This is a genomic window from Pseudomonas sp. JUb52, from assembly GCF_004341115.1.
GTDB classification, from domain to species: domain Bacteria; phylum Pseudomonadota; class Gammaproteobacteria; order Pseudomonadales; family Pseudomonadaceae; genus Chryseomonas; species Chryseomonas oryzihabitans.
In genome coordinates this window covers 412,312-434,762 of sequence record NZ_SLYS01000002.1, presented here as the reverse complement: position 1 = coordinate 434,762, position 22,451 = coordinate 412,312, and the positions used below count along the sequence as shown (strand labels likewise).

At 65.9% G+C, this 22,451-nt stretch carries 21 protein-coding genes; 5 read left to right on the top strand and 16 right to left on the bottom strand.

Annotated features, from left to right (window positions below; all coding sequences use genetic code 11):
• The first annotated feature begins 138 nt into the window (after positions 1 to 138).
• Both rlmE and EC839_RS05180 read left to right on the top strand, forming a co-directional pair.
• Positions 139 to 759, top strand: a complete 621-nt coding sequence (rlmE, locus tag EC839_RS05185; protein WP_007158737.1) for a 23S rRNA (uridine(2552)-2'-O)-methyltransferase RlmE — start codon at positions 139 to 141, stop codon at positions 757 to 759.
• A gap of 388 nt (positions 760 to 1,147) precedes the next feature.
• Positions 1,148 to 1,519: a hypothetical protein gene (locus EC839_RS05180; RefSeq protein ID WP_132832378.1), complete on the top strand. Its 372-nt coding sequence runs from the start codon at positions 1,148 to 1,150 to the stop codon at positions 1,517 to 1,519.
• Between the two features lie 131 nt (positions 1,520 to 1,650).
• On the opposite strand, the gene EC839_RS05175 is transcribed toward EC839_RS05180, so the two are convergent.
• From EC839_RS05175 to EC839_RS05150, 6 genes are all read right to left on the bottom strand, one after another.
• Complete coding sequence (locus EC839_RS05175; protein ID WP_132832377.1) at positions 1,651 to 2,958, bottom strand: MFS transporter; 1,308 nt, start codon at positions 2,956 to 2,958, stop codon at positions 1,651 to 1,653.
• Between the two features lie 39 nt (positions 2,959 to 2,997).
• Positions 2,998 to 4,173 (bottom strand): tricarballylate utilization 4Fe-4S protein TcuB, encoded by a 1,176-nt coding sequence (gene tcuB / locus EC839_RS05170; protein ID WP_132832376.1) that lies wholly within the window; start codon positions 4,171 to 4,173, stop codon positions 2,998 to 3,000.
• The gene (gene tcuA / locus EC839_RS05165) at positions 4,160 to 5,614 is read right to left on the bottom strand and encodes an FAD-dependent tricarballylate dehydrogenase TcuA (protein WP_132832375.1); all 1,455 of its coding nucleotides are present in this window, start codon (positions 5,612 to 5,614) and stop codon (positions 4,160 to 4,162) included. Before tcuA ends, tcuB begins: the two co-directional genes overlap by 14 nt.
• Before the next feature lie 105 nt (positions 5,615 to 5,719).
• Complete coding sequence (locus tag EC839_RS05160; RefSeq protein ID WP_132832374.1) at positions 5,720 to 6,661, bottom strand: LysR family transcriptional regulator; 942 nt, start codon at positions 6,659 to 6,661, stop codon at positions 5,720 to 5,722.
• A 229-nt stretch (positions 6,662 to 6,890) separates the two neighbouring features.
• Positions 6,891 to 8,543, bottom strand: a complete 1,653-nt coding sequence (locus EC839_RS05155) for a methyl-accepting chemotaxis protein (RefSeq protein ID WP_132832373.1) — start codon at positions 8,541 to 8,543, stop codon at positions 6,891 to 6,893.
• 295 nt (positions 8,544 to 8,838) lie between these two features.
• A complete protein-coding gene (locus EC839_RS05150) occupies positions 8,839 to 9,735 on the bottom strand; it encodes a LysR family transcriptional regulator (RefSeq protein WP_132832463.1) in 897 nt (298 codons plus the stop codon).
• Positions 9,736 to 9,844: 109 nt separating this feature from the next.
• On the opposite strand from EC839_RS05150, the gene EC839_RS05145 reads away from it, so the two are divergent.
• Together EC839_RS05145 and hpaR are read left to right on the top strand one after the other, a co-directional pair.
• Entirely contained in the window at positions 9,845 to 11,317 is a 1,473-nt protein-coding gene (locus EC839_RS05145) for an MmgE/PrpD family protein (RefSeq protein ID WP_132832372.1), read from the top strand.
• A 93-nt stretch (positions 11,318 to 11,410) separates the two neighbouring features.
• Positions 11,411 to 11,875 carry a homoprotocatechuate degradation operon regulator HpaR gene (hpaR, locus tag EC839_RS05140; protein WP_132832371.1) on the top strand — a complete coding sequence of 155 codons (465 nt, stop codon included), beginning with the start codon at positions 11,411 to 11,413 and terminating at the stop codon, positions 11,873 to 11,875.
• Here the strand turns inward: hpaR and hpaI are convergent.
• The 8 genes from hpaI to EC839_RS05100 form a co-directional block, all read right to left on the bottom strand.
• Positions 11,872 to 12,669 carry a 4-hydroxy-2-oxoheptanedioate aldolase gene (hpaI, locus tag EC839_RS05135; protein ID WP_132832370.1) on the bottom strand — a complete coding sequence of 266 codons (798 nt, stop codon included), beginning with the start codon at positions 12,667 to 12,669 and terminating at the stop codon, positions 11,872 to 11,874. The genes hpaR and hpaI overlap by 4 nt on opposite strands.
• A 9-nt stretch (positions 12,670 to 12,678) precedes the next feature.
• Complete coding sequence (gene hpaH, locus EC839_RS05130; protein ID WP_132832369.1) at positions 12,679 to 13,482, bottom strand: 2-oxo-hept-4-ene-1,7-dioate hydratase; 804 nt, start codon at positions 13,480 to 13,482, stop codon at positions 12,679 to 12,681.
• A 3-nt stretch (positions 13,483 to 13,485) separates the two neighbouring features.
• Positions 13,486 to 14,793: an MFS transporter gene (locus EC839_RS05125; RefSeq protein ID WP_132832368.1), complete on the bottom strand. Its 1,308-nt coding sequence runs from the start codon at positions 14,791 to 14,793 to the stop codon at positions 13,486 to 13,488.
• A 44-nt stretch (positions 14,794 to 14,837) separates the two neighbouring features.
• Positions 14,838 to 15,239: a 5-carboxymethyl-2-hydroxymuconate Delta-isomerase gene (locus tag EC839_RS05120; RefSeq protein WP_132832367.1), complete on the bottom strand. Its 402-nt coding sequence runs from the start codon at positions 15,237 to 15,239 to the stop codon at positions 14,838 to 14,840.
• 14 nt (positions 15,240 to 15,253) lie between these two features.
• Positions 15,254 to 16,177 carry a 3,4-dihydroxyphenylacetate 2,3-dioxygenase gene (hpaD, locus tag EC839_RS05115; RefSeq protein WP_132832366.1) on the bottom strand — a complete coding sequence of 308 codons (924 nt, stop codon included), beginning with the start codon at positions 16,175 to 16,177 and terminating at the stop codon, positions 15,254 to 15,256.
• 63 nt (positions 16,178 to 16,240) lie between these two features.
• On the bottom strand, positions 16,241 to 17,701 hold the full coding sequence (gene hpaE / locus EC839_RS05110) for a 5-carboxymethyl-2-hydroxymuconate semialdehyde dehydrogenase (RefSeq protein WP_132832365.1): 1,461 nt from the start codon (positions 17,699 to 17,701) through the stop codon (positions 16,241 to 16,243).
• Positions 17,702 to 17,703: 2 nt separating this feature from the next.
• Positions 17,704 to 18,492: a fumarylacetoacetate hydrolase family protein gene (locus tag EC839_RS05105; protein ID WP_132832364.1), complete on the bottom strand. Its 789-nt coding sequence runs from the start codon at positions 18,490 to 18,492 to the stop codon at positions 17,704 to 17,706.
• Positions 18,489 to 19,151, bottom strand: a complete 663-nt coding sequence (locus EC839_RS05100; protein WP_132832363.1) for a fumarylacetoacetate hydrolase family protein — start codon at positions 19,149 to 19,151, stop codon at positions 18,489 to 18,491. Before EC839_RS05100 ends, EC839_RS05105 begins: the two co-directional genes overlap by 4 nt.
• 125 nt (positions 19,152 to 19,276) lie before the next feature.
• On the opposite strand from EC839_RS05100, the gene hpaA reads away from it, so the two are divergent.
• Positions 19,277 to 20,212, top strand: coding sequence for a 4-hydroxyphenylacetate catabolism regulatory protein HpaA (gene hpaA / locus EC839_RS05095; protein ID WP_132832362.1), 936 nt, complete (start codon positions 19,277 to 19,279; stop codon positions 20,210 to 20,212).
• Here the strand turns inward: hpaA and hpaC are convergent.
• Together hpaC and hpaB are read right to left on the bottom strand one after the other, a co-directional pair.
• Positions 20,209 to 20,718: a 4-hydroxyphenylacetate 3-monooxygenase, reductase component gene (hpaC, locus tag EC839_RS05090; protein ID WP_132832361.1), complete on the bottom strand. Its 510-nt coding sequence runs from the start codon at positions 20,716 to 20,718 to the stop codon at positions 20,209 to 20,211. The genes hpaA and hpaC overlap by 4 nt on opposite strands.
• A gap of 11 nt (positions 20,719 to 20,729) precedes the next feature.
• Positions 20,730 to 22,292: a 4-hydroxyphenylacetate 3-monooxygenase, oxygenase component gene (hpaB, locus tag EC839_RS05085; protein ID WP_132832360.1), complete on the bottom strand. Its 1,563-nt coding sequence runs from the start codon at positions 22,290 to 22,292 to the stop codon at positions 20,730 to 20,732.
• Between the last annotated feature and the right edge of the window lie 159 nt (positions 22,293 to 22,451).

Below are 22,451 nucleotides of genomic sequence, written 5' to 3'. Positions count from 1 at the left end.
TTTTGGGCGGCCTGGCGGTCGCTCGGGCGATCCCCGATTCGTCCCAGGGCGTTATCGGCTTATAATCGCCGCCACTTTGCGGCCGGCCAGACCTGGTGCGCGTCCGCTTCTCACCCGCTTTCCCGTGGTAGCTCCAACATGAAAAGATCCAAAAGCAGCCGTCGCTGGCTGGATGAACACGTCAACGATCCCTACGTCAAACGCGCTCAGAAAGACGGCCTGCGCTCGCGCTCCAGCTACAAGCTGATCGAGCTCAACGAGAAGGACAAGCTGATCCGTCCCGGCATGCTGGTCATGGACCTGGGCTCCGCGCCCGGTGGCTGGTCGCAGGTGGCCGGCGGCATCGTGGGCGACAAGGGCCGCGTGGTGGCCACCGACATCCTGCCGATGGGAGCCCTCGACAACGTCGACTTCGTCCAGGGCGACTTCACCGACGATGCCGTCTTCCAGAAGATCCTCGGCGTGCTCGATGGCCGCCAGCCCGATCTGATCGTCTCCGACATCGCGCCCAACATCAGCGGGGTCGCGGCCGCCGACCAGGCCGCCGCCATGTACCTGGTGGAGCTGACCCTCGACATGGTGCGCCAGGTGCTCAAGCCCGGCGGCAACTACGTGGTCAAGGTGTTCCAGGGCGAAGGATCCGATGTCTTCCTCAAGGACGTACGCACCTCCTTCGAGAAGGTGTCGATCCGCAAGCCCGAAGCCTCGCGTCCCCGCTCGCGGGAGGTCTATCTGGTGGGCAAGGGTTTCAAGGGCTGAGTCGGTCCGAGCCTTCGCTCCCTGCTCGGGCCCCTGCCAGGCGCCATGACGCTGGCGGGCTGACAAGAGCAGGCGCCTTCCTGACTCTAGGATGGCTGTTTGCCCATCCTCACCCGGTCGGAGCGATGAATTAAGTCCTCTGGTCTTTCGCTAGGGTGTCCCTTGATCGCGCGGCATCCCTTGGCTTTCCGCAAGAACGCTTCGAACCGGTCAGCGAGACGCTGCCCGCTAACCTTGTCGCCACTGCAACGACCGCAGCGCCTATGGCAACTGTGTGGGGATGTTTCCAGCAGGAGTTAATTCCTGGGTGGCTGCTAGGGTTGTCCATTCACCTGCACTCATGCAGTTGTGGCGGCGGCCTTTCGCCGAAAAGCAGGGAGCGGGATGGATGGATGTGTATGTGTTCGAGACGGCCAGGAGGTTGCTGACCGACATCTACGGCGCGCTCTACGAGATGCACAACGGTAATGGTTTCCGCTGCGTACGACCGCAAAGGGGACAGATATTTCTGTACCGGCCCAGCGCCGGTCTCGCCGAGGGCAACGCGGGCGAAATCGCTTTCGAGGTGGAGTCCCATGCCAGGAGGGCCGGTAAAGGGATCACAGAAACCAGACGCTTTTTCGAAGGGTTGCGCGTTGCCAACGGCCACGCTATCGCGCGCGACGGTCGCTATGACTGGATACGGGTCGGCTTTTCCGAAAAGCAAGAGGTCGCGTTCATCGCCCTGCAGCTCGAAGTCTTTCTCAAGCTGCGCGATTAGGGTGTCCGGAGCGGTCGTCTACCCGTAAGGCGATCATGAACACGCGGCCAGCCAACAGGCCGGTGCGCACGGCGTAAGCCCTCTACGGGTCCCTGCGGTCGACCTGCAGGGACCTGGCGTGAGACTTCGGATCAGGGCGCGGCGGGCACCTCTTGCAATCCAGCCTCGGGCTGGCGCCGCCGATACAGGACGAGGGTCGCACCCAGTCCGCAGAGCGCGGCGAACATCAGCCAGAAGGCCGGCGAGGCCTTGTCGCCGGTGGCATTGACCAGAAAGGTCGAGACTGCCGGGGTGAAGCCGCCGAACAGCGCCGTGGCCAGGCTGAAGGACAGCGAGAAGCCGGCGACGCGCACCTCGGCCGGCATGACCTCGGTCAGGGCCGCCACCATGGCGCCGTTGTAGCAGCCGAAGAACATCGAGAAATACAGCAGCACCGCGAGCATCCGCTCGAAGCTGGGCGCGGCGGCTAGCCAGGCCATGGCCGGATAGGCGGTGAGCAGGGCCAGGCTGGCGATGCCGAGCAGCAGCGGCCGACGACCGATGCGATCGGAAACGCTGCCGCCAATGGGTAGCCAGATGAAGTTGGATACACCGACGAACAGGGTGACGACCAGGCTGTCACTGGCGCTCAGGTGCAGCACGGTGCGGCCGAAGGTCGGGGTGTAGACGGTGATGAGGTAGAAGGTGGTGGTGGTCATGGAGGCCAGCAGACCGCCGGCCACGACCAGCACCCAGTTCTGCCGCATGGAGCGAAACACCTCGGCGGCGCTGGGGTGATGCCGGCGTTTCTTGAAGTCCTCGGTTTCCGCCAGCGAGCGGCGGATGAAAAAGATGAAGGGGACGATCAGACAGCCCACCACGAAGGGTAGGCGCCAGCCCCAATCGGTGAGCTGCTGGGCGCTGAGACTGGCATTGAGGACATAACCCAGCCCCGCGGCGACCACGATGGCCACCTGCTGGCTGGCCGATTGCCAACTGGTATAGAAGCCGCGCCGTCCGGGTGTGGCGATCTCCGAGAGGTACACCGAGACGCCGCCAAGTTCGGCGCCGGCCGAGAAGCCCTGCAGCAGTCTGCCGAGCAGCACCAGGGCCGGAGCCCAGAGGCCGATCTGGGCATAGCCGGGGACCAGCGCGATGAGGACGGTGCCGCTGGCCATGATCGCCAGGGTGACGATCAGGCCGCGGCGCCGGCCGACCTGGTCGATATAGGCGCCCAGCACGATGGCACCCAGCGGTCTCATCAGAAAGCCCGAGCCGAACACGGCGAAGGTCATCATCAGCGAGGCGAATTCGCTGTCGGACGGAAAGAACACCCGGGCGATGTAGGTGGCATAGAAGCCGAACAGGAAAAAGTCGAACTGCTCCAGGAAATTGCCGCTGGTGACGCGCAGGATGGCGCCGACCTTCGAGGGCTGGCGGGAGGTATCTGAGGACTTCATCGGTGCTCCATCATTGTTGTTGTCGTGGGGACGAGCGGATCAGTCGGCGCCGAGGCGCAGGCGATCGGGCTGGCGTTTCTCGATGGCGTGCTTGAGCAGCGCCGCGCTGCGAAAGATGCCGTGGGCGAACTTGCCGTAGGGCATGGTGAGGAAGAACGCCATGACGGCGCCCAGGTGGATGGCCAGCAGGGCGGCCATGGCGCCACTGTCGCGCCCCGCCAGCAGGGCCAGGCCGCTAAGGCCGACCAGCAGCAGCAGCAGGATGAAGGCCCGATCCATGGGGCGCTGGGCCACGTCGCCCTGTTGCGGATCGCGCCGCAGCCCGAGCCATAGCAGGCCGAGCGGACCCGCCATCAGGCCGAGACCCCCGGCGGTGCCGAGCAGGACCGGCGCGCTGAACAGTGGATAGGGTGCCTCCCAGGCCAGCAGATAGTGATAGAGGGTGGCCACCGAGGTGGCGGCGAAGCACAGCAGGAAGCCGTAGAAGGTCAGGTGGTGGAAGCGCCTGCGCCACAGGGTGAACCTGTCGCTTTCGTTGTTGCAGCCCTGGCCGTGGCCCCCGTCGAGGTATTTCAGGCGCAGCACCGCATCCACCGTCTCCGCACCGGCGGCCAGCGGCGATACGGGATCGCGTGGCGTCCCGGGCGGACTGATGCCGCGCCAGAAGCGGCCAACGCCGATCGCCAGGGCCAGGATCACCAGGGTGAAGACGCCACCGAACATCAGGGCCAGCAGGTTGTGGGGAAAGATCGCATAGAAGTTGCCCGCCAGCGGACCGGGGAACAGGGTGCCGCGCACTGCCAGCGCCAGCAGTAGGAACAGCGCAAGCCCACCGGCCGTGGCGCTGGCCAGGGTCAGCCCATTGCGCTGATAGAGCCGACCGAAAGCCGCCGGCCAGGCGAAGTGGGCGTAGGTCTGGCCACGCACCTTGGCCATGGCCTGGGGGATGTTCACGGCGAATTCGTGGGGTGGCGCATATTGGCAGGCGTGCAGACAGGCACCGCAGTTGTGGCAGAGGTTGGCCAGGTAGTGCATGTCCGCGCGGGCGAATTCCAGGCGCCGGGTCATGGCCGGGAACACCGCGCAGAAGCCTTCGCAATAACGGCAGGCGTTGCAGATGTGCAGCTGCCGATCGACCTCGCTTTCTTCGAGGGTGAGCAGATCGATGAGTTGTGGGGCCTGGTCCTGAAGTGGGCGGGTATCAAGCGGCTGCATGGTCGTAGCCCCGTTCGACGAAGGTGGAGGGATGGCCTGCGGCGGCGGCGGCACGCGCGCCGGCGATGCGGCCGAAGGCGGTGCCTATGCTCATGCCCACGCCGGCGGTGTAGCCCTTGCCCAGCACATTGCCGGCCATCATCTCGCCGGCGACGAACAGGTTGGGGCTGGGCTGGCCGGCGAAATGCACCGCGGCGCTGGTGTCGGTCTTGAGTCCCAGGTAGGTGAAGGTCACCCCCGGGCGCAGGGCATAGGCGTAGTAGGGCGGCGTATCCAGGGGGAGCGCCCAATGGCTCTTGCCCGGGCTGATGCCCTGGGTGTGGCAGTCGTCCAGCGAGGTGTGGTCGAAGTGACCTGGCTGGCAAGCCGCGTTGTAGGCGGAAACCGTGGCAAGAAAGGCCTCGACCGGCATTTCGAGCTTGCTGGCGAGTTCTTCCAGGCTGCCGGCCAGGGTGCCGGGAAAGACCGGCGGCATGAAGCGGCCGATGGCCTTGCGGTCGATGATGGAGTAGGCGATCTGTCCAGGTTGCCCGGCCACCAGGCGACCCCAGATGGCATAGCGCTTGGGCCAGAAATCCTCGCCTTCGTCGTAGAAGCGCTCGCCCTCGCGGTTGACCACCACGCCCAGGGAAACGCAGTCGATGCGGGTGCAGATGCCGCCGTCGTAGAGCGGCGCCCGGGCGTCGATGGCGACCATGTGCGCCTGGGTGGGATCGCCGATGGCATCGGCGCCCTCGGCCAGCAACTGCTTGAGCAGCACTCCCTGGTTGAAGCGGGTGCCCCGGATCAGGAAGTTGTCCGCCGGCCATTCGCCGCGCGCGTTCTGCCCCCAGGCTTCACGCAGCCAGTCGCGATTGGATTCGAAGCCGCCAGCGGCCAGCACGCAGGTCCGCGCCTCGATGCGCTCGGCTGGCAGGGCGACGCCGTCCACCTCGCGCGCGCCCAGATGGGCGGCGACGAAACGGCCGTCCTGCAGTTCGATGTGGGACACCGAGGCGTCATAGCGGATGCCTACCCCGAGCCGGGCGGCGCTGCGGTAGTAGGCATTCACCAGCGCCTTGCCGCCGCCCATGAAGAAGGCATTGGTGCGGGCGACGTGCAGGGCACCGGAGAGCGGGGGCTGGAAGTGCACGCCGTGCCGGCGCATCCAGTCGCGGCAGGTGGCGGAGGCGCGGATCACCAGGCGGGCCAGGGTTTCGTTGGTGAGGCCTCCGGTGACCTTGAGCAGGTCCTGCCAGTATTCCTCTTCGGGATAGGCCTCTATCAGCACGTCCTGGGGCGCCTCGTGCATGCAGCGCAGGTTACGGGTGTGCTGGGAATTGCCGCCGCGCCAGGCGCGTGGCGAACCTTCCAGCAGCAGGACGCTGGCTCCGGCTTCCCGGGCCATCAGCGCGGCGCAGAGAGCGGCGTTGCCACCCCCTACCACCAGGACGTCGATCATCGTGAATCCTCATTGGCTGGCCACAGCGGCCTTGTTTGCCACGGACCTTAGCCAAGAGGAGGATGCGGCCGACAGGGGCCGTCCGGGGGGTGGGCTTTAGTTTTGCTAAAGAGTAGGGGCGCTGGCATCCAGCAGGGTGGCGCCTGGCCAGCGCCCGTCACCGACCAGCCGGCGGACCACCTCCAGGGTCACCACCCGCGTCGCCAGCGCGGCCGGCGAGAGTTCATCATCCGCCAGGCTGGCGAGCAGGTTGCGGCGCTGCAGCGGGTGATCGCGCAAGGGGATGGCGCCCAGGCCCTCGGCGTAGGCGTGGGCCGCGGCCGAGCCCGGCTGGATGGTCGCGGCGAGGCCCTGGCGGACCACCTTCATCAGAGTGGCCAGGCCATCGATCTCCATGACCACGTTGATGTCCAGCCCGAGGGTCTCCGTGGCTGCTGCCAGACCGCTGCGCAGGCCGTGCTGCATGCTTGGCAACACCAGCGGCAGACGGCCCAGGGCGGCAAGCGACAGACTGGCGGTCGCCGGAACGCCCGGCAGGCCCGGCGCATGCAGCAGGATCAGGGCTTCGTCGAGCAAGGGATGCAGCGTCCAGCGGCGGCCCGGATCCGCCTGGAAGACCACGGCGAGGTCGAGCTGCCGGGCGTTGAGCTGAGCCCCCAGATAGCCCGACAGCATCTCCACCAGGTGCAGCTGGATGTCCGGATAGCGCTGCTGCAGCGTCTCGATCAAGGGCAGCGCCAGTACGCCGGCCACGGTCGGCGGCAGACCGACGCTGACATAGCCGCGCAGGCGATCGCGCTGGGCGGCTTGCACGGCGTAGTCGGCCTGGCGCAGGGTGAGCTGGGCATGGTGGAGGAAGGCCAGGCCGGCCGGGGTGGGCGTAGCGCCTAGCGAGGTGCGGTTGAGCAGGCGGATGCTCAGTTCCTGTTCCAGTCGGGTGAGCTGCTGACTCAGCGCCGAGGCGCCGATCCCCAGTTCCAGCGCGGCGCGCCCGAGACTGCCCATCTCGACGACCTTGGCGAAGTAGCGTAGCTGACGGAGTTCCATAAGCGTATCGCGTCCGCTCTACCCTGAGAGGGCGATCGGCGGCAGCGGACCTGGGATTTCTGGGGGTGGATCCACAGCATCGCAGATCTCGGCCAGCGGGTGCCGCTGTTTTCGACGCCTTCCTGGCCGTGGATAGCCGACGGCGCGCCAGCACCGTCGTACCCGTCCGATGGCTCCAACACGGTGCCAAGGTCTTCCGGCGCCAGAGGGGCCGGTATCGACAGCCGTCTCAGACCGCTTCCTCGAACCGCGCGAAACCGGCTGGTACGCCGCCCTGCGCGGCATGACGGGAGCTGTCGTTCGCTATCGATGGGCGCTTGGCCAGACCCGATCGCTTGGCCGCGGGTCGTGGCACATCTTGCGCGGCCGACGCGCCGTTCAGGGTAAAGAACTCCATCAGTTGCTGGAGCAATTCGGCCTGGCTGCTCATCTCTTCGGCGGTGGCGGCCAGTTCCTCGGAGGCCGAGGCGTTCTGCTGGGTGACCTGGCTGAGCTGCAACATGGCGCTGTTGATCTGCTCGACGCCGGAGGTCTGTTCTTCCGAGGCGGCAGTGATCTCCTGCACCAGGTCGGAGGTCTTGCTGATGGAGGGCACCATCTCGTCCAGCAGCGAGCCGGCGCGCTCGGCCAGGGCCACGCTGCCCTGGGCGACGTTGCTGATCTCCTGGGCCGCGACCTGGCTGCGCTCCGCCAGCTTGCGCACCTCGGAGGCCACCACGGCGAAGCCCTTGCCGTGTTCGCCGGCACGGGCAGCCTCGATGGCGGCGTTGAGGGCCAGCAGGTTGGTCTGGTAGGCGATGTCGTCGATGATGCTGATCTTGGCCGCGATGGTCTTCATGGCCACCAGGGTGTCCCTGACGGCCTGGCCGCCTTCGTTCGCCTCGCGATTGGCCTTGCCGGCCATGCCGTCGGTGACCTTGGCGTTCTCGGTGTTCTGGGCGATGGAAGCCGACATCTGCTCGACGCTGGCACTGGTCTCCTCGACCGAGGCGGCCTGTTCGGTGCTGGCCTGGCTGATGCTCTGGGCGGTGGCTGAGATCTCCTCCGAGGCACTGGCCAGCCCATCGGAGGCACTGCGGACATCGCTGATGATCTGCGACAGGCGCTGGTTCATGCCGTCCATGGCGCGCAGCAGGGCCGCGGTCTCGTCACGGCCTTCGGCGTCGATGCGCTGGGTGAGGTCGCCTGCAGCCAGGCGATCGGCGATCTCGACGGCCGCGCGCAAGGGGCGGGTGATGCTGCGGCTCATGAGGAAGCCCAGCAGGATGCCAAAGGCCACGCCTACCGCGATGATGCCGATCAGCATGACCCGGCTGCGGGCATAGATCTGGTCGGTGAGGTCGTTGGCGTCGCTGGCGTTCTGCTCCTTGCGCTTGGACAGCTCGGTCATCAGCACGCCCACCTGGTCGCCATAACGGCGGACACTGACCAGCTGGTTGTCCAACTCGGGATCGGCGTCCCGCAGCGTTCTCTTGCCCGCGATCGCCATGGCCTGGTCCAGCTGCGAGGTATAGCTGCCGAGCAACTCGTCGATCTGCCGGAAGTTGGCGGCCGACGCCTCGCTGCTGAACAGGGGGCGCGCCTTGGCGAGATTGTCCCGCACGTTGGCCAGACCCAGCTTGACCTCCGCCTGGGCGCGATTGCGATCCTCTTCGGAGGTCGCCAGCAGGTAGTTGCTGCGCGCGCGGCCGATAAAGACCAGATTCAGGTTGGCCTCCTTGATATAGGACAGCCCGAGCAACTCGTTCTGATAGAGCTGGGTCGCCAGATCGTTGATCTGGCTGCTGTTGTTCAAGCCTGCCAATCCCACCACCAGGCTGATGGACGCCACGGCGATGAAGGACACGATGAGACGGGTGCCAATCCGGAAATTCTTGAACATCTGAAAGCTCCTTGGGAAAGGACTAGCAGTCATAGCTAGCTGCAAGCGACGACGGGATAGTGACGTCAATAGTCAGGCTTTCGGATCGGATATCAGGAAATTTATGGTGGCGCTTTGCCGCATCGATGATTAGCAGCCGAATCGCCGAATTTCTCTGAAGTTTGGCCAATAATTGTTGTTGCAACAGCTTTTATGGGGGCTATCGAGTTTGGCGGGGGCGTCTGTATTCCGTATTGGGTCCCTGACTCGCTTCATCGAGCGTTCCACCTGAAACATGTGCCGACGCCATGTGGCGCTAGATTGCAGCTACCTGCTGTTTGAGCAGCTCGCGCAAACGCTGGGCGGCCGGGCTGAGCAGCTGGCCGTGCCGGGTAACGATACCGAGTGAACGGGTGATCGAGGGTTCAATCAGTTGCACGGCAACTAGACAGGTGTCGAGCGCACTGCCTGGAATGGCCAGCCGCGGTACCGTGGCTACGCCCAGTCCGGCGGCTACGAGATCGATCACGGTTCTGACGTGCCGCGCTTCCAGAACCGGTTTGGGCAGGTTGGGTATCTTGGCCAGGGCCAGATCCAGCAACATGCGATTGCCACTGGCTTTGTTGACTGAGATGTACCTGTGACCATTGAGCTCTGCCCAGCGCACCGCAGTGCGCGTAGCCAAGGGGTGAGTGTTCTGGCAGACCAGCACGAAGTCGTCCTCATGCAGAGGTTCGAACACCAGATTGCCTTCCTGGGCACCCAGGTAGTTGATGCCGAAGTCCGCTTCGCCACGCGTCACTCGGGTCAGTACATCGCTGGCGCCTTCGTCCAAGAGCCGTACCAGAATGCCCGGGTATAGCCTGTGATATTGATCGAGGACTTTAGGCATGAGTTGATTGACGGCCGTGGGGACGCAAGCCAGGGTGACCTCGCCGGTCAGACGGTTCGCCGCATCCGTTACGTCCAGCAGCGACTCATCGAAATCGTTGAGAACCTGCCGAGCGCGACCGAGGAAAGCGCGGCCGGGCGCGCTGAGTTCGATACGGCGCGTGGTCCGGTTGAGCAGGCGTACGCCCAGGCTGGTCTCCAGCTTGATGATGCGCCGGGATAGTGCAGGCTGGGAGAGGTGGAGCTCCCGCGCTGCCGCCGCGAAGCTGCCCAGCTCTGCCACCGCGACAAAGGCGCGCAGGTCTCCCATCTCCACATTCATGTTTTTCATGCATGGGTCCATTTGATAAATGCAGTTAAGTTTAGCGGGAGACTGAATCATGCTGTGAGGGCGCGCACCGCTCAGCACAATCCCAACATCGGAGCCTTGCATGATTCCCCTGAACCGTCGCAGCTTGCTCAAGATCAGCGCCGTCGCCTCGGCGGCCGCTGCCGCACCCCGCTTTGCCCTGGCAGCGGATGCCGCTCCAGCCGCCTCTGCATCGGCACCCGAGGAGGGCAAGAACACCACACGCATCCTGGCGGCCTATCTGGTGAAGGCTCGCTATGAAGACCTGCCGGCGAACGTACGCAAGGAGGGTGTACGCACGTTGCTCAACTGGGTGGGTGTCGCCGTGGGTGGTTCCCAACACGAAACGGTCGTTCGCGCCCTGCATGCGCTCCAGCCGTTCTCCGGGCCCGAACAGGCCAGCCTGCTCGGGCGGACCGAACGACTCGACATCATGAATGCCGCCTTTCTCAATGGCGTGGCGAGTCATATCTTCGACTACGACGACACCCATCTGAAAACCATCATCCATCCCGCCGGGCCGGTGGTGTCGGCCATCCTGGCGCTAGCCGAATACCGGCCGGTGAGGGGGGCGGATTTCCTGAATGCCCTGATCCTGGGAGTGGAAACCGAGTGCCGCATCGGCAATGCCGTCTACCCCAATCATTATGATGTGGGTTGGCATATCACCGGCACGGCGGGGGTGTTCGGCGCGGCTGCGGCGGCCGGCAAGCTGCTGGGGCTCAATGAGCAGCAGATGGTCTGGGCGCTGGGCCTGGCCGCCTCACAGCCGGTAGGCCTGCGGGAATCCTTTGGTTCCATGAACAAGAGCTTCAATCCTGGTCGGGCCGCGAGCAACGGTCTCTTCGCCGCGTTGCTGGCGGCGCAGGATTTCACCAGCTCCCAGGGCATGCTGGAGGCCAAGCGCGGCTGGGCTCATACCATCAGCACCAAGCAGGATTTCACCCAGATCACCGAAGGGCTGGGTACTCGCTACGAAGCAGCGCTCAACACCTACAAACCCTTCGCCTGCGGCATCGTCATCCATCCGGCGCTGGATGCGGCCATCCAGCTCCGCAACCAGTACCAGCTCAAGCCCGAGCAGATTGCCGAGGTGCGCTTGCGCGTCCATCCCCTGGTGCTTGAGCTGACTGGCAAGAAGACCCCCACGACGGGTCTGGAAGGCAAGTTCAGCATCTATCATTCGGTGGCCATCGCGCTGATCCAGGGCGCCGCAGGGGAACGGCAATACAGCGATCGAGCGGTTCAGGATCCCGCTGTGGTAGCCCTGCGGGGCAAGGTGACAGCCACGGTCGATCCTGAGATCAAGCCGCAGCAGGTCGACATGACCGTGGTGCTCAAGGATGGACGCGAGCTGCATAAGTACATCCAGCACGCGATCGGCAGCGTGGAAGTGCCCATGACCGACGAGCAGCTCGAAGCCAAATTCAGTGATCTCGCCGAGGGTGTCTTGCCCAGGCAGCAGACCCAGGCACTCCTGGAAAACTGCTGGAAAGTGGAGCAGCTGACGGACGCGGGACAGATCGCCCGGGCCGCAAGGCAAAATCCAGCGTAACGGGCGGCGGAATCGAGCCTGGGGGGTAAAACCTTGGTAGCGGAGCCGAGCCTGCGTGTAGGATTGAGCGTTATTCCAGGTCCGAGTCCATCGATGCTGACCCCCCGCGTTTCCCTGACCCTGACGCTGCTGCAAGCACGCGAAGCCGCCATGGCCTTTTTTCGACCATTGCTCAACCAGCATGGGCTGACCGAGCAGCAGTGGCGGGTGATCCGGCTGCTCAAGCAGCGCGGCGATACCGAGATGCACGAGCTGGCCACCCAGGCCTGTATCCTCAAGCCGAGCATGTCGGGAGTGCTGGCGCGCATGGAGCAGACGGGCTATGTGGAGCGCTATCGCAACGCCCGGGATGCCAGGCGGGTGCACGTCAAGCTGACTACCCAGGGCGAGGCCTGCTTTGCCGCCATGGCCGGTGGCATGGAGGCAAACTATCAGCGCATCCTCGAACAATTCGGCGAAGAAAAGCTCGGGACGCTGATCGGCCTGCTCGAAGAGCTAAAGCGCATCGAGCCGGAGGGCGGAATGGCGCCGGCCTCCGAATCGAATGAGGACGTCTAGTAGACTCCGCCGCCTGCCACAGGCTGCACGTCCTTGAAGTCTGCCAGCAGGGTCTGCAGCCCCTTGACCAGCACACTGGTGTCCACGCCCACGGCGACGAAGGTCGCACCCAGTTCCAGGTAGCACCTAGCCAACCCCTGGTCTGCGCTGAGAATGCCGGCCGCCTTGCCGCTGGCGACGATCTGGCCGATGGCCGTCTCGATGGCGGCCTGCACCTCGGGATGCCCCGGGTTACCCCGGTGGCCCAGGGCAGCGCTGAGGTCGGCGGGGCCGATGAAGACGCCGTCGACGCCCTCGACCGCGAGGATCTCCGGCAGGGCGGCAAGGCCCGCGCGGTTCTCCACCTGCACCAGCAGGCAGAGTTGCTCCTCGGCACGATTCAGATAGTCGGGCACGGTGTTCCAGCGCGAGGCGCGGGCGAGCGCGCTGCCGACGCCGCGGATGCCTTCGGGCGGGTAACGCATCGCCCGCACCAGTTCCTGTGCCTGGGTGGCGGATTCCACCATGGGCACCAGCAGGGTCTGGGCGCCGATGTCGAGCAACTGCTTGATCAGCACCGCATCGCCCACCGGCGGGCGAACGATGGGCTGGCTGCGGTACGGGGCCACGGCCTGCAGCTGGCCGAGCAGACTGCGCAGATCATTCGGGGCATGCTCGCCATCGAGCAGCAACCAATCGTAGCCGAGGGTTGCGGCCAGTTCGGCGGCGTAGGCATCGGCCAGTCCGACCCAGAGGCCGATCAAGGGATCGCCGCCCTTGAGCCGTTGCTTGAAGGTATTCAGCGGCAGGTCCATGGGCGTTCCTCAGACGAAGCGGCAGGCGATGCTGCCGAGTTGGTCGTAGTCGACGTGGAAGGTATCGCCAGGACGCGCCGCCACCGGACGGGTGAAGGAGCCGCCGAGGATGATCTGGCCCGCTTCGAGGGTGACGTCGTGGGCGGCCAGTTTGTTGGCGAGCCAGACCACGCCCTTGGCCGGATGGTTGAGCACCGCGGCGGAGACGCCGGATTCTTCGATGACGCCATTGCGATAGAGGATCGCCGGCACCCGTCGCAGGTCCAGGTCATGGGGACGGACGGCCTTGCCACCCATGACCACGCCGGCGTTGGCGGCGTTGTCGGAGATGGTGTCGAACACCTTGCGCGTGGCCTGGGTCTGGGGATCGACCTGCTGGATGCGGGCATCGATGATTTCCAGCGCCGGGATCACGTAGTCGGTGGCGGCGAGGACGTCGAAGAGGGTGCAGTTCGGACCACGCAGCGGCTTGCCGAGGATGAAGGCCAGCTCCACTTCCACCCGCGGCACGATGAAGCGCTGGAAGGGGATGTCGGTGCCTTCGTCGAAGAACATGTCGTCCAGCAGGGCGCCATAGTCGGGTTCGCTGATATTGGACGAGACCTGCATGGCGCGCGAGGTCAGGCCGATCTTGTGCCCCACCAGCTTGCGACCGTCGGCGATCTTCTGCTCGACCCAGGCGCGCTGGATGGCATAGGCGTCGTCGAGGGTGATCTCGGGTCGCTCCAGGGAAAGCTGGCCAATCTGTTCGCGGGAGCGTTCGGCCTGGTCGAGGCGACGCGCGGCGGCATGGAGGAAGGCGGTGTCGAGCATGGCTTAGTGTCCTTGTGGATTGACGAGACGGGCGGGCGTGCGCAGTACCAGCAGGGCGCCGAGCGCGATGAGCATGGCCAGCACCTGCAGGGCCAGGGCGCTGCTCTGGGTGGTGTCGCGCATCCAGCCGATGAAGAAGGGCGCACCGAAGGAGGCGATGCTGCCCAGGGAACTGATCAGCCCGATGCCGGCGGCCAGGGTCCGCTGGCCGAGAAAGGCCGGGGGCAGTTGCCAGAACTGCGGCAGGGCGGCGCTGGCGCCCATGCCGGCGAGCACCAGGCCGAGCATCACCGGCCAGGGCGCCTGGGGCAGCAGGCTGGCCAGGGCCAGGCCCAGCGCGGCCATGAGCAGGGGCACGCAGAGGTGCCAGCGGCGCTCGCGATGGTGGTCGGAGGAGCGGCCGGCGGCGAGCATGAACAGGCAACCCGCCAGGTACGGCAGGGCGCTGAGCAGGCCCACCTGACCGTCGCTGCCGATGCCGGCGCCGTGGATCAGCGCCGGCATCCAGAAGGCCAGGGTGTTGACCGCCAGCATCACCGCGCAATAGATGGCCACCAGCAACCAGAGATGACCGCTGCGCAGCAGGCCGGCGGCGGAGGTCACCGGCTTGCCGGCTTCCTCCTGGGCGAAGTCCTCGTGCAAGCGGGCCTTCTGGCGTTCGTCCAGCCAATGGACCCTCTGGTAGCCATCGGGCAGGGCGCGCAGCACCAGCAGGCCGAGCAGCACCACCGGCAGGCCTTCGAGCAGGAACATCCACTGCCAGCCGCGCAGCAGCGGCCCTTCGCGAAAGGCTTCGAGCAGGGCGCCGGACAGGGGGCCGCCGAGTACCCCGGCCAGGGGCACCGCCAGGGCGAACAGCGCGGTGACGCTGCCGCGTCGCCGTGCCGGGAACCAGCGCGCCAGATAGACCAGGATGCCGGGGAAGAAGCCGGCTTCGGCGGCGCCGAGCAGGAATCTCAGGGTGTAGAAGGCACCTGGCGTCTGCACCAGGAACATGCCGGCCGAGAGCAGCCCCCATACCACCATCAGCAGGGCGATCCAGCGCCGCGGGCCGACCCGCTCCAGCGCCAGGTTGCTGGGCACGCCGCACAGCGCATAGGCGATGAAGAACAGTCCGGCGCCGAAGCCATAGACGGTATCGCTGAAGTGCAGATCGGCGCTCATCTGCGTCTTGGCGAAGCCGATGTTGATGCGATCCAGATGGGCGAATAGATAGCAGACCAGCAGCAGCGGCATGAGGCGCCAGGTGATGCGGCGGTAGGGTGTCGTCGCCTGGGCCGTGGAGGCAGGAAGATCCAGCGCCTGGGGCATGGAAGACCTCGTCGTTATTGTTGTTGTAGGACGCGCTTGGCGGGTTAGCGAAACAGCGGGTGCAGGCTGCTGCGCTTGCCGTCGTAGACCTGGCCGGGGCTTTCGTCGATCTGCAGGGTGATGCCGACCGGGCGCCGCTCCAGTAGCGCGCCCAGGTGCTGTTCCAGGGTGGCGAGCAGGGCGTCACCGACCTGGCGGTGCAGCTCCGGTGCGCGGCCGGCGCCCATGCGCAGATTGGCGTAGAGGAAGCCATAGTCGCCTTCGCTGTCGGCGATGGCCGCGTGGGCCGCCGGATAGGCCAGCACCCGCACGCCGCCGGTGGGAAAGATGGCCTTGCCGGCCGGGTCGCGCTGGGCCAGCAGGGTGTCGGCCAGCGCCCGGCAGAGCGTGGGCAGCTCGGCATCGCCGTCGAGGTCGGGGCTGTAGAGCAGGGTCAGATGGGGCATGGCGAAGGCCTCCGTTACAGGCGGCTGCTGGTGGGGACGTTGGCGGGAACGCTGGCCTGAGGCCGGGGAATGGCGGCGCCGGTCTGCGCGGTGACCGGGAAGAGGGCGTTGATCTGCCCGGTCCCGGAGGCGGCGAAATAGGGTGTCAGCACCTCGACCTGGCCGTCGTAATCGCTCCAGCCGAGCGCGCCGAGCAGCATGGCGGTGTCGTGCATGAAGCCTTCGCCATGCCCCTTGGCGGCGTATTCCGGGAGCATGCCGCAGAATTCCGTCCAGTCGCCGTCCTGCCACATGCGCACCACGCGCTCGTCCAGGGTCTCCAGGAAGGGGCTCCAGATCCTGGTGGCGAACTCCGGCGCCTGGCCGTTCTGGGCGAAGCGGTGGGACAGCGAGCCGCTGGCGAGAAAGGCCACGGTGCCGTCGTAGTGGTCTTCCACCGCGCGCCGCAGCGCCCAGCCCAGGCGAGCGCTGTCGTGCAGGTAGTGGGAGGTGCACAGCGAGGAAACCGAGATCACCCTGAAGTGCTGATCGGCGTTCATGTAGCGCATCGGCACCAGGGTGCCGTACTCCGGTGCCAGGGTGGTGGCGTCGTGGGCCATGGTCTCCACGCCCAGGGCATTGGCGCTTTCCGCGAGCAGCTTGCCCAGCGCCGGATTGCCGGGAAACTCGTAGTCCATGTTGGCGATGAAGTGCGGCAGCTCGTTGCTGGTGTACAGCCCCTTGAAATGCGGACCGCAATTGATGTGGTAGTTGGCGTTGACCAGCCAGTGGGTATCGAACACCACCAGGGTGTCGACGCCCAACTCGCGGCAGCGGCGGCTGATCTCCTTGTGGCCATCGATGGCGGCCTGGCGAAAGCCCTTGCGCGGGCCGTCCAGTTCGCTCAGGTACATGGAGGGGACGTGGGTGATCTTGGCGGCGAGTGCGAGGGTGCCCATGTTGTTCTCCTGACCGGGGGCGGCAGGCGACCCCGGGTGGTGGTTAGGCGCTGGGGCTGGCGATCAAACGCCCCAGCGGGGGATGTGATGGCTGCCCATGGAGATGCAGACGTTTTTCACCTCGGTGAAGACCTCGAAGCTGTATTCGCCGCCTTCGCGACCGGTGCCCGAGCCCTTGACGCCGCCGAAGGGCTGGCGCAGGTCACGCACGTTCTGGCTGTTGATGAACACCATGCCGGCCTCGATGCCCTGAGCCAGGCGGTGGGCCTTGCCGATGTCCTGGGTCCAGACATAGGAGGCCAGGCCATAGTCGGTGTCGTTGGCCAGGCGCAGGGCCTCGGCTTCGTCCTTGAACCTGAGCAGGCAGACCACCGGGCCGAAGATTTCCTCCTGGGCGATGCGCATGCGGTTGTCGACGTCGGCGAACACCGTGGGCTGGATGAATTGCCCCCTGGCCAGGTGCGCGGGCAGATTGGCCGGACGCTCCAGGCCGCCGGCCAGCAGATTCGCGCCTTCTTCGAGACCGATGCGGATGTAGCCGGTGACCTTGTCGTAGTGCGCCTGGGTGATCATGGAGCCGACCTGGGTCTTGGGATCCTGGGGATCACCCACCAGCAGGCGCCTGGCGCGCGCGGCGAACTCGGCGACGAACTGGTCGTAGACGTCTTCCTGGATGAAGATCCGGCTGCCGGCGGTGCAGCGTTCGCCATTGAGCGAGAAGATGGTGAACAGCGCGGCGTCCAGGGCGCGGTCCAGGTCGGCGTCGGCGAAGATCAGTACCGGGCTCTTGCCGCCCAGTTCCATGGAGTACTTCTTCAGGCCGGCCGTCTGCATGATCTTGCGGCCGGTGGCGGTACCGCCGGTGAAGGAGATGGCGCGCACGTCCGGGTGGCGAACCAGGGCGTCGCCGGCGGTGGCGCCATAGCCCTGGACCACGTTGAGCACGCCCGGTGGCAGGCCGGCCTCCAGTGCCAGCCGTCCCAGTTCGTTGGCGGTCAGTGGTGAGAGTTCGCTCATCTTCAGCACCGCCGTGTTGCCCAGCGCCAGGCAGGGCGCGGTCTTCCAGGTGGCGGTCATGAAGGGCACGTTCCACGGCGAGACCAGGCCACAGACCCCCACCGGCTGGTGCAGGGTGTAGTTGAGCATCTGGTCGTCCACCGGGTAGCTGTGGCCGTCCATGCGCGTGCAGACCTCGGCGAAGAAGTCGAAGTTGTGCGAGGCGCGGGGGATCAGCACGTTGCGGGTCTGGTGGATCGGCAGGCCGGTGTCCAGGGTTTCCAGCGCGGCCAGCTTGGGCACGTTCTGGTCGATCAACTCGCCCAGCTTGCGCATCAGGCGGGCGCGTTCCTTGGCCGGGGTGGTGGCCCATTTCGGGAAGGCCGCCTTGGCCGCGGCCACCGCCTGGTCGATCTCGCGCTGGCCGCCGCTGGCGACCTCGCCGAGGGCTTCGCCAGTGGCGGGGTTGTAGTTGGTGAAGGACTCGGCGCTCTCGACTTCGCGGCCGTCGATCCAGTGCTTGATCATGTTCAGGCTCCCTTGATGTGCTTGGCCGAAGCCGGGTTGGCGAAGAATTCGGCTTCGCTGACGATGCGGTTGACCAGGCGGCCCACGCCTTCCACTTCCACCACCACCTCATCCCCCGGCACCACGTCGGCCAGGCCCTCGGGCGTGCCGGTGGCGATCATGTCGCCCGGTTGCAGGGTCATGAAGCTGGAGAAGTATTCGATGAGGTAGGGGATGTCGAAGATCATGTCGGCGGTGGTGCCCTCCTGGGTGAGCTCGCCGTTGACCCAGGTGCGCAGCTTGAGATTGCTGGCGTCCGGCACGTCGGCCACGTCGACGATCCAGGGACCGACCGGGGTGGTGGCGTCACGGTTCTTTACCCGCAGATTCGGCCGGTAGTAGTTCTCCAGGTAGTCGCGGATGGCGTAGTCGTTGCAGACGGTGTAGCCGGCCAGGTAGTCCAGGGCGTCCGCGCGCTTGACATTGCGCGCCGGCTTGCCGATCACCGCCACCAGCTCGCACTCGTAGTGCATGTAGTCGACGCCATCCGGGCGCCAGGTCACCTGCTCATGGCCGGTGTAGGTGCCGGCCGACTTGATGAAGGCCAGCGGCTCGGTCGGCGGCGTGAAGGCCAGCTCACGGGCGTGGTCGGCATAGTTGAGGCCGAGGGCGAACATGGTGCCGGTAGCCGGTGGTAGCCATTCCACGGCGTCGGCAGCCAGGCGTTCACCACTGGGCAGGCGGATGTTCAGCTCGTCATCCAGGGTGACCTGCAGGACGGCGCCCCGATGGCGGATGCGCGCATGTTTCATGGGCGCACCTCCGCGACCACGGTGTTGGCCAGCCGGCCGATGCCATCGATGATCACCTCCACCCGATCTCCCGGGACCACGTCCACCCGACCTTCCGGAGTACCGGTGATGAGCACGTCACCGACGTCCAGGGTCATGAATTCGCTGATCTCCGCCAGCAGTTGCGGCAGGCGGCGGACCCAGTTGGCGGTGGTGTTCTCTTGCCGCACCTCGCCGTTCACCAGCAGGCGCAGGGTGAGGTCATCGACATCCGCCACGGCCTCGCGCGGCACCAGCGGATCACCCAGGGCGCAAAAGCCGTCGCGGCACTTGGCCTTTACCGCCGGGCGGTAGTAGCTGTCCTCGGGCAGGCTGAATTCGTTGACCACCAGGTAGCCGGCGATATGGTCCAGGGCATCGGCGAGCTGGACGCGGCTGGCGCGGCGACCGATCACCACCCCCAGCGCCGGACCGGGTTGCAGGCGTTCACCAGCCGGCGCCACGACCGAGCCCTCGTGGCCGTTACGGGTATTGGGCGTCTTGATGAACAGCACCGGCCGCTTTGGCGGCTCGAGATAGGGCTTTTCGCCGAACTCGGCGAGGCGGCTGTCGAGCAGGCCCCGGTAGTTGAGCGCGACACCGAACAGGGTGCCGCCGGGGGCGTGGAGGGCTGGGGTCATGGTCTCTCCCGAACGGCCTTGCTGGCCGTATTTATTAATATGTTAATGATATAGTTAAGATGTTAATGATCGTCAAGCTTCACTGGCTTCGCTAAGCTCTCCGGACAACGACAAGAAGATCCGCCATGCCCCGCGCCGCACCGCAGTTGCTGCCCATTCCCAACATCCATATCGGTGAGGTCTACGACCAGCGCTATGCCGACGCCGAGGTGCACTACGACGCCCTGGGCAACCTGGCCGAGTTCTTTGGCCGCAACATGCGCGCCCATCGTCATGATCGCTTCTTCCAGGTGCACTACGTCGCCAGCGGCCGGGTACGGCTCTTTCTGGACGACCAGCATTACGAGGAAGAGGGACCGCTGTTCTTTCTCACGCCGCCGCCAGTGCCCCATGCCTTCACCACGGAAGAAGGCAGCGACGGCCATGTGCTCACGGTCCGCCAGCAACTGGTCTGGACGCTGCTGGACGAGGCGCCCGAGCTGTCGCCGGGAACGCCGTTCCAGCCGCTGTGCGTACCCCTGGGCGACCTGACCGGCCAGGACCGTGAAGAGGCCGATCGCCTGGCCGCGCTGTTCGAGCTGTTGCGGCTGGAAACCCAGGCGCCGCGACCGGCGCAGTCGAGCAGCCTGAGAGCCCTGGCGCGATTGCTGTTCATCAGCCTGTTGCGCCTGGCGCCACGCTCGCGCGCCGCCCAATCCGTCCGTCATGAAGACCTCCTGGTCTTTCGTCGTTTCAACGAGCTCATCGAAGCCCACTACACCGAGCACTGGCCGCTGCCGCGCTATGCCGAGCGACTCGGGGTGAGCGAGGCGCGCCTCAACGACAGCTGTCGCCGCATCGGCGGCTTGCCGTCCAAGCGGCTGATCCACGACCGGTTGATGCAGGAAGCCAAGCGCCTGCTGGTGTTCACCGGCGCCTCGGCCAACGAGATCTGCTACGGCCTCGGCTTCAAGGACCCGGCCTACTTCAGTCGCTTCTTCCTGCGCCAGGCCGGGGCAACCCCGGGCGACTACCGCCAGCGGCATCGCGCGACGGTGGCGGACGCCCGGCGCTCTTCCTAGGCGGCCGAGACCGGTTGCAGCTGGTGGAAATGGCGGCCGAAGTAGACGAGGCTGGCGCAGTGTTCGCGGGTGGCGATCTCGTCGAGTTCCACCAGGAACACCGAATGGGTACCCACCTCCTGGGTCTCGACAATGCGACCCTGCAGGCTGGCCAGGGCGTCTTCCAGTAGCGGCAGCCCCTGGACGCTCTGGCCCCAGGCGTGGCGGGCGAAACGCTCGTCCATGTCCACCCCGGTCATGCCGGCGAAATGGCGCGCCACCTCTTCGTGCTCGCCGGCCAGGACGTTCACGCACAGTCGCGCGTTGGTCTTGAACACGGCGTTCATGGCGCTGCTGCGGTTGACGCAGACCAGCAGGGTGGGTGGGCTGTCGGTGACCGAGCAGACCGCCGTGGCGGTGATGCCGCAGCGGCCACCGGGACCATCGGTGGTGATGACGTTGACCGCGGCGGACAGCGCCGCCATGGCGTTGCGGAAGGCCTGTTGCACGGGGGTGAGCGCGTTCATGGGCGGGCTCCTCACTGACGGATGCGATCGAGCATGTTGATGTCGTCGGGGTTGGTGAGATGCGGCACGGTCCAGCCGTCGAGGTCGTAGTCGGCCATGCAGCGCTCCACCAGGTCGGTCATCTGCTTCATCGCCCCCGTGCCCTGGGCATGACGCAGCGCCTGCATGCGGATCTCGTCCTGGCTGCCGGCGTAGTTGATCTCGTACAGCTCGTGACGCCCGCCGAACTCGGTACCTATGGCGTCCCACAGCAGCTTGAGGATCTTGATGCGTTCCTGGTGACCCATGCCGGCCGAGCCGCGGCAGTAGGTGGCCAGGTACTTGTCGAGCATCGGATCCTTGAGGTCGCGCGAGCCGCTGGGCAGGTAGATCAGGCCGCTGGCCACCACCTGCTCGATGACCTTCTTGATCTCCGGATAGGCCTGGGGCGCCAGCACCCGGTAGGCCTGCAGCGCCTGGGCGCTGGGCAGCCAGGCGCCGCTCCGCCATTCGCTGGCGTTGCCGTGCATGGCGTCGGTCAGCGACCAGAACAGGTTGCGCCAGGCGACCACCTCGCCCATGGCGGCCTGGACCCCGCGGAATTCCAGGGAGCCGGTGCATTGCAGCGCCTTGAACAGGGCGCCGGTGATGAAGTCCAGCTTGACCGCCAGGCGAGTACAACCCTGCATGGGGAACAGCCGCCCGAAACCGCCCTGGGGAAACCACTGCCGGCAGCGCTCGAAGTCGCGGTAGATCAGCACGTTCTCCCAGGGAATGAACACCCGGTCCATGATCAGGATGGCGTCGTTCTCGTCGAAGCGGCTGGACAGCGGATAGTCGAAGGGCGCACCGGTCATCCCGGCCACCAATTCATAGGAGGGGCGGCAGATCAGCTTCATGCCGGAGGTGTTCATCGGCGCGATGAACATCAGCGCGAAGTCGGTGTTGTCGCCCAGCAGCTGCGCCGAGCCCTGGCCGACGAAGTTGTAGTGGGTGAGAGCGGAGTTGGTGGCCACCACCTTGGCGCCGCTGACGATGATGCCGCCCTCGACTTCCTCGTCCACCGAGATGAACACGTCCTTGACCTGATCCACCGGCTTGTCGCGGTCGATGGGCGGATTGACGATGGCGTGGTTGAGGTAGAGGCAGGATTCCTGGATGCGCTGGTACCAGGTACGGGCGTTCTGCTCGAAGCGACCGTAGAACTCGGGGTTGGCACCCAGGGCGCTGCCGAAGGCGGCCTTGTAGTCCGGGGTGCGGCCCATCCAGCCGTAGGTCAGCCGCGACCATTCGGCGATGGCGTCGCGCTGCTCGCGCAGGTCGCTGGCGGAACGGGCGAAGCGAAAGAACTTGTGGGTGTAGCCGCCGTTGCCGGTATCGGTTTCCCAGCACAGCTTGTCCCTGGTGGCCGGGTCGTGCAGGGCGTCGTAGAGTTTGGCCATGGACGCCGCGGCATTGCGAAAGGCCGGGTGGGTGGTCACGTCCTTGACGCGATCGCCGTAGATGTAGATCTCGCGGTCGTCCCTGAGGCTGGCGAGGTATTCGGCGCCAGTCAGGGGGCGATTGGCTTCGGCGCGATAGTCTTCGGGTTTCATGGCGGGCAGGACTCCGTCTCTTTGTTGTTGTGGGCTCGCTCCAGGCGACTGACGCCAGCATCGCCGGGTGCCTGCCGCGACTGAATGGCTTTTCCGCACCACGCCTTGTACTTTTCATAGCTGATGGACGGGCAAGATAAGCCCTTGGGCTAAAATCGA

Bases quoted from the DNA above. Each gene is read 5' to 3' on its own strand.
- hpaA (WP_132832362.1), top strand. From the start codon at position 19,277: ATGCCCCGCGCCGCACCGCAGTTGCTGCCCATTCCCAACATCCATATC.
- EC839_RS05145 (WP_132832372.1), top strand. From the start codon at position 9,845: ATGATTCCCCTGAACCGTCGCAGCTTGCTCAAGATCAGCGCCGTCGCC.
- EC839_RS05175 (WP_132832377.1), bottom strand. From the start codon at position 2,958: ATGAAGTCCTCAGATACCTCCCGCCAGCCCTCGAAGGTCGGCGCCATC.
- EC839_RS05150 (WP_132832463.1), bottom strand. From the start codon at position 9,735: ATGAATGTGGAGATGGGAGACCTGCGCGCCTTTGTCGCGGTGGCAGAG.
- hpaD (WP_132832366.1), bottom strand. From the start codon at position 16,177: ATGGGCACCCTCGCACTCGCCGCCAAGATCACCCACGTCCCCTCCATG.
- EC839_RS05120 (WP_132832367.1), bottom strand. From the start codon at position 15,239: ATGCCCCATCTGACCCTGCTCTACAGCCCCGACCTCGACGGCGATGCC.
- hpaE (WP_132832365.1), bottom strand. From the start codon at position 17,701: ATGATCAAGCACTGGATCGACGGCCGCGAAGTCGAGAGCGCCGAGTCC.
- EC839_RS05155 (WP_132832373.1), bottom strand. From the start codon at position 8,543: ATGTTCAAGAATTTCCGGATTGGCACCCGTCTCATCGTGTCCTTCATC.
- hpaR (WP_132832371.1), top strand. From the start codon at position 11,411: ATGCTGACCCCCCGCGTTTCCCTGACCCTGACGCTGCTGCAAGCACGC.
- EC839_RS05160 (WP_132832374.1), bottom strand. From the start codon at position 6,661: ATGGAACTCCGTCAGCTACGCTACTTCGCCAAGGTCGTCGAGATGGGC.
- rlmE (WP_007158737.1), top strand. From the start codon at position 139: ATGAAAAGATCCAAAAGCAGCCGTCGCTGGCTGGATGAACACGTCAAC.
- EC839_RS05180 (WP_132832378.1), top strand. From the start codon at position 1,148: ATGGATGTGTATGTGTTCGAGACGGCCAGGAGGTTGCTGACCGACATC.
- tcuB (WP_132832376.1), bottom strand. From the start codon at position 4,173: ATGCAGCCGCTTGATACCCGCCCACTTCAGGACCAGGCCCCACAACTC.
- hpaI (WP_132832370.1), bottom strand. From the start codon at position 12,669: ATGGACCTGCCGCTGAATACCTTCAAGCAACGGCTCAAGGGCGGCGAT.
- hpaC (WP_132832361.1), bottom strand. From the start codon at position 20,718: ATGAACGCGCTCACCCCCGTGCAACAGGCCTTCCGCAACGCCATGGCG.
- hpaH (WP_132832369.1), bottom strand. From the start codon at position 13,482: ATGCTCGACACCGCCTTCCTCCATGCCGCCGCGCGTCGCCTCGACCAG.
- EC839_RS05100 (WP_132832363.1), bottom strand. From the start codon at position 19,151: ATGACCCCAGCCCTCCACGCCCCCGGCGGCACCCTGTTCGGTGTCGCG.
- EC839_RS05125 (WP_132832368.1), bottom strand. From the start codon at position 14,793: ATGCCCCAGGCGCTGGATCTTCCTGCCTCCACGGCCCAGGCGACGACA.
- EC839_RS05105 (WP_132832364.1), bottom strand. From the start codon at position 18,492: ATGAAACATGCGCGCATCCGCCATCGGGGCGCCGTCCTGCAGGTCACC.
- tcuA (WP_132832375.1), bottom strand. From the start codon at position 5,614: ATGATCGACGTCCTGGTGGTAGGGGGTGGCAACGCCGCTCTCTGCGCC.
- hpaB (WP_132832360.1), bottom strand. From the start codon at position 22,292: ATGAAACCCGAAGACTATCGCGCCGAAGCCAATCGCCCCCTGACTGGC.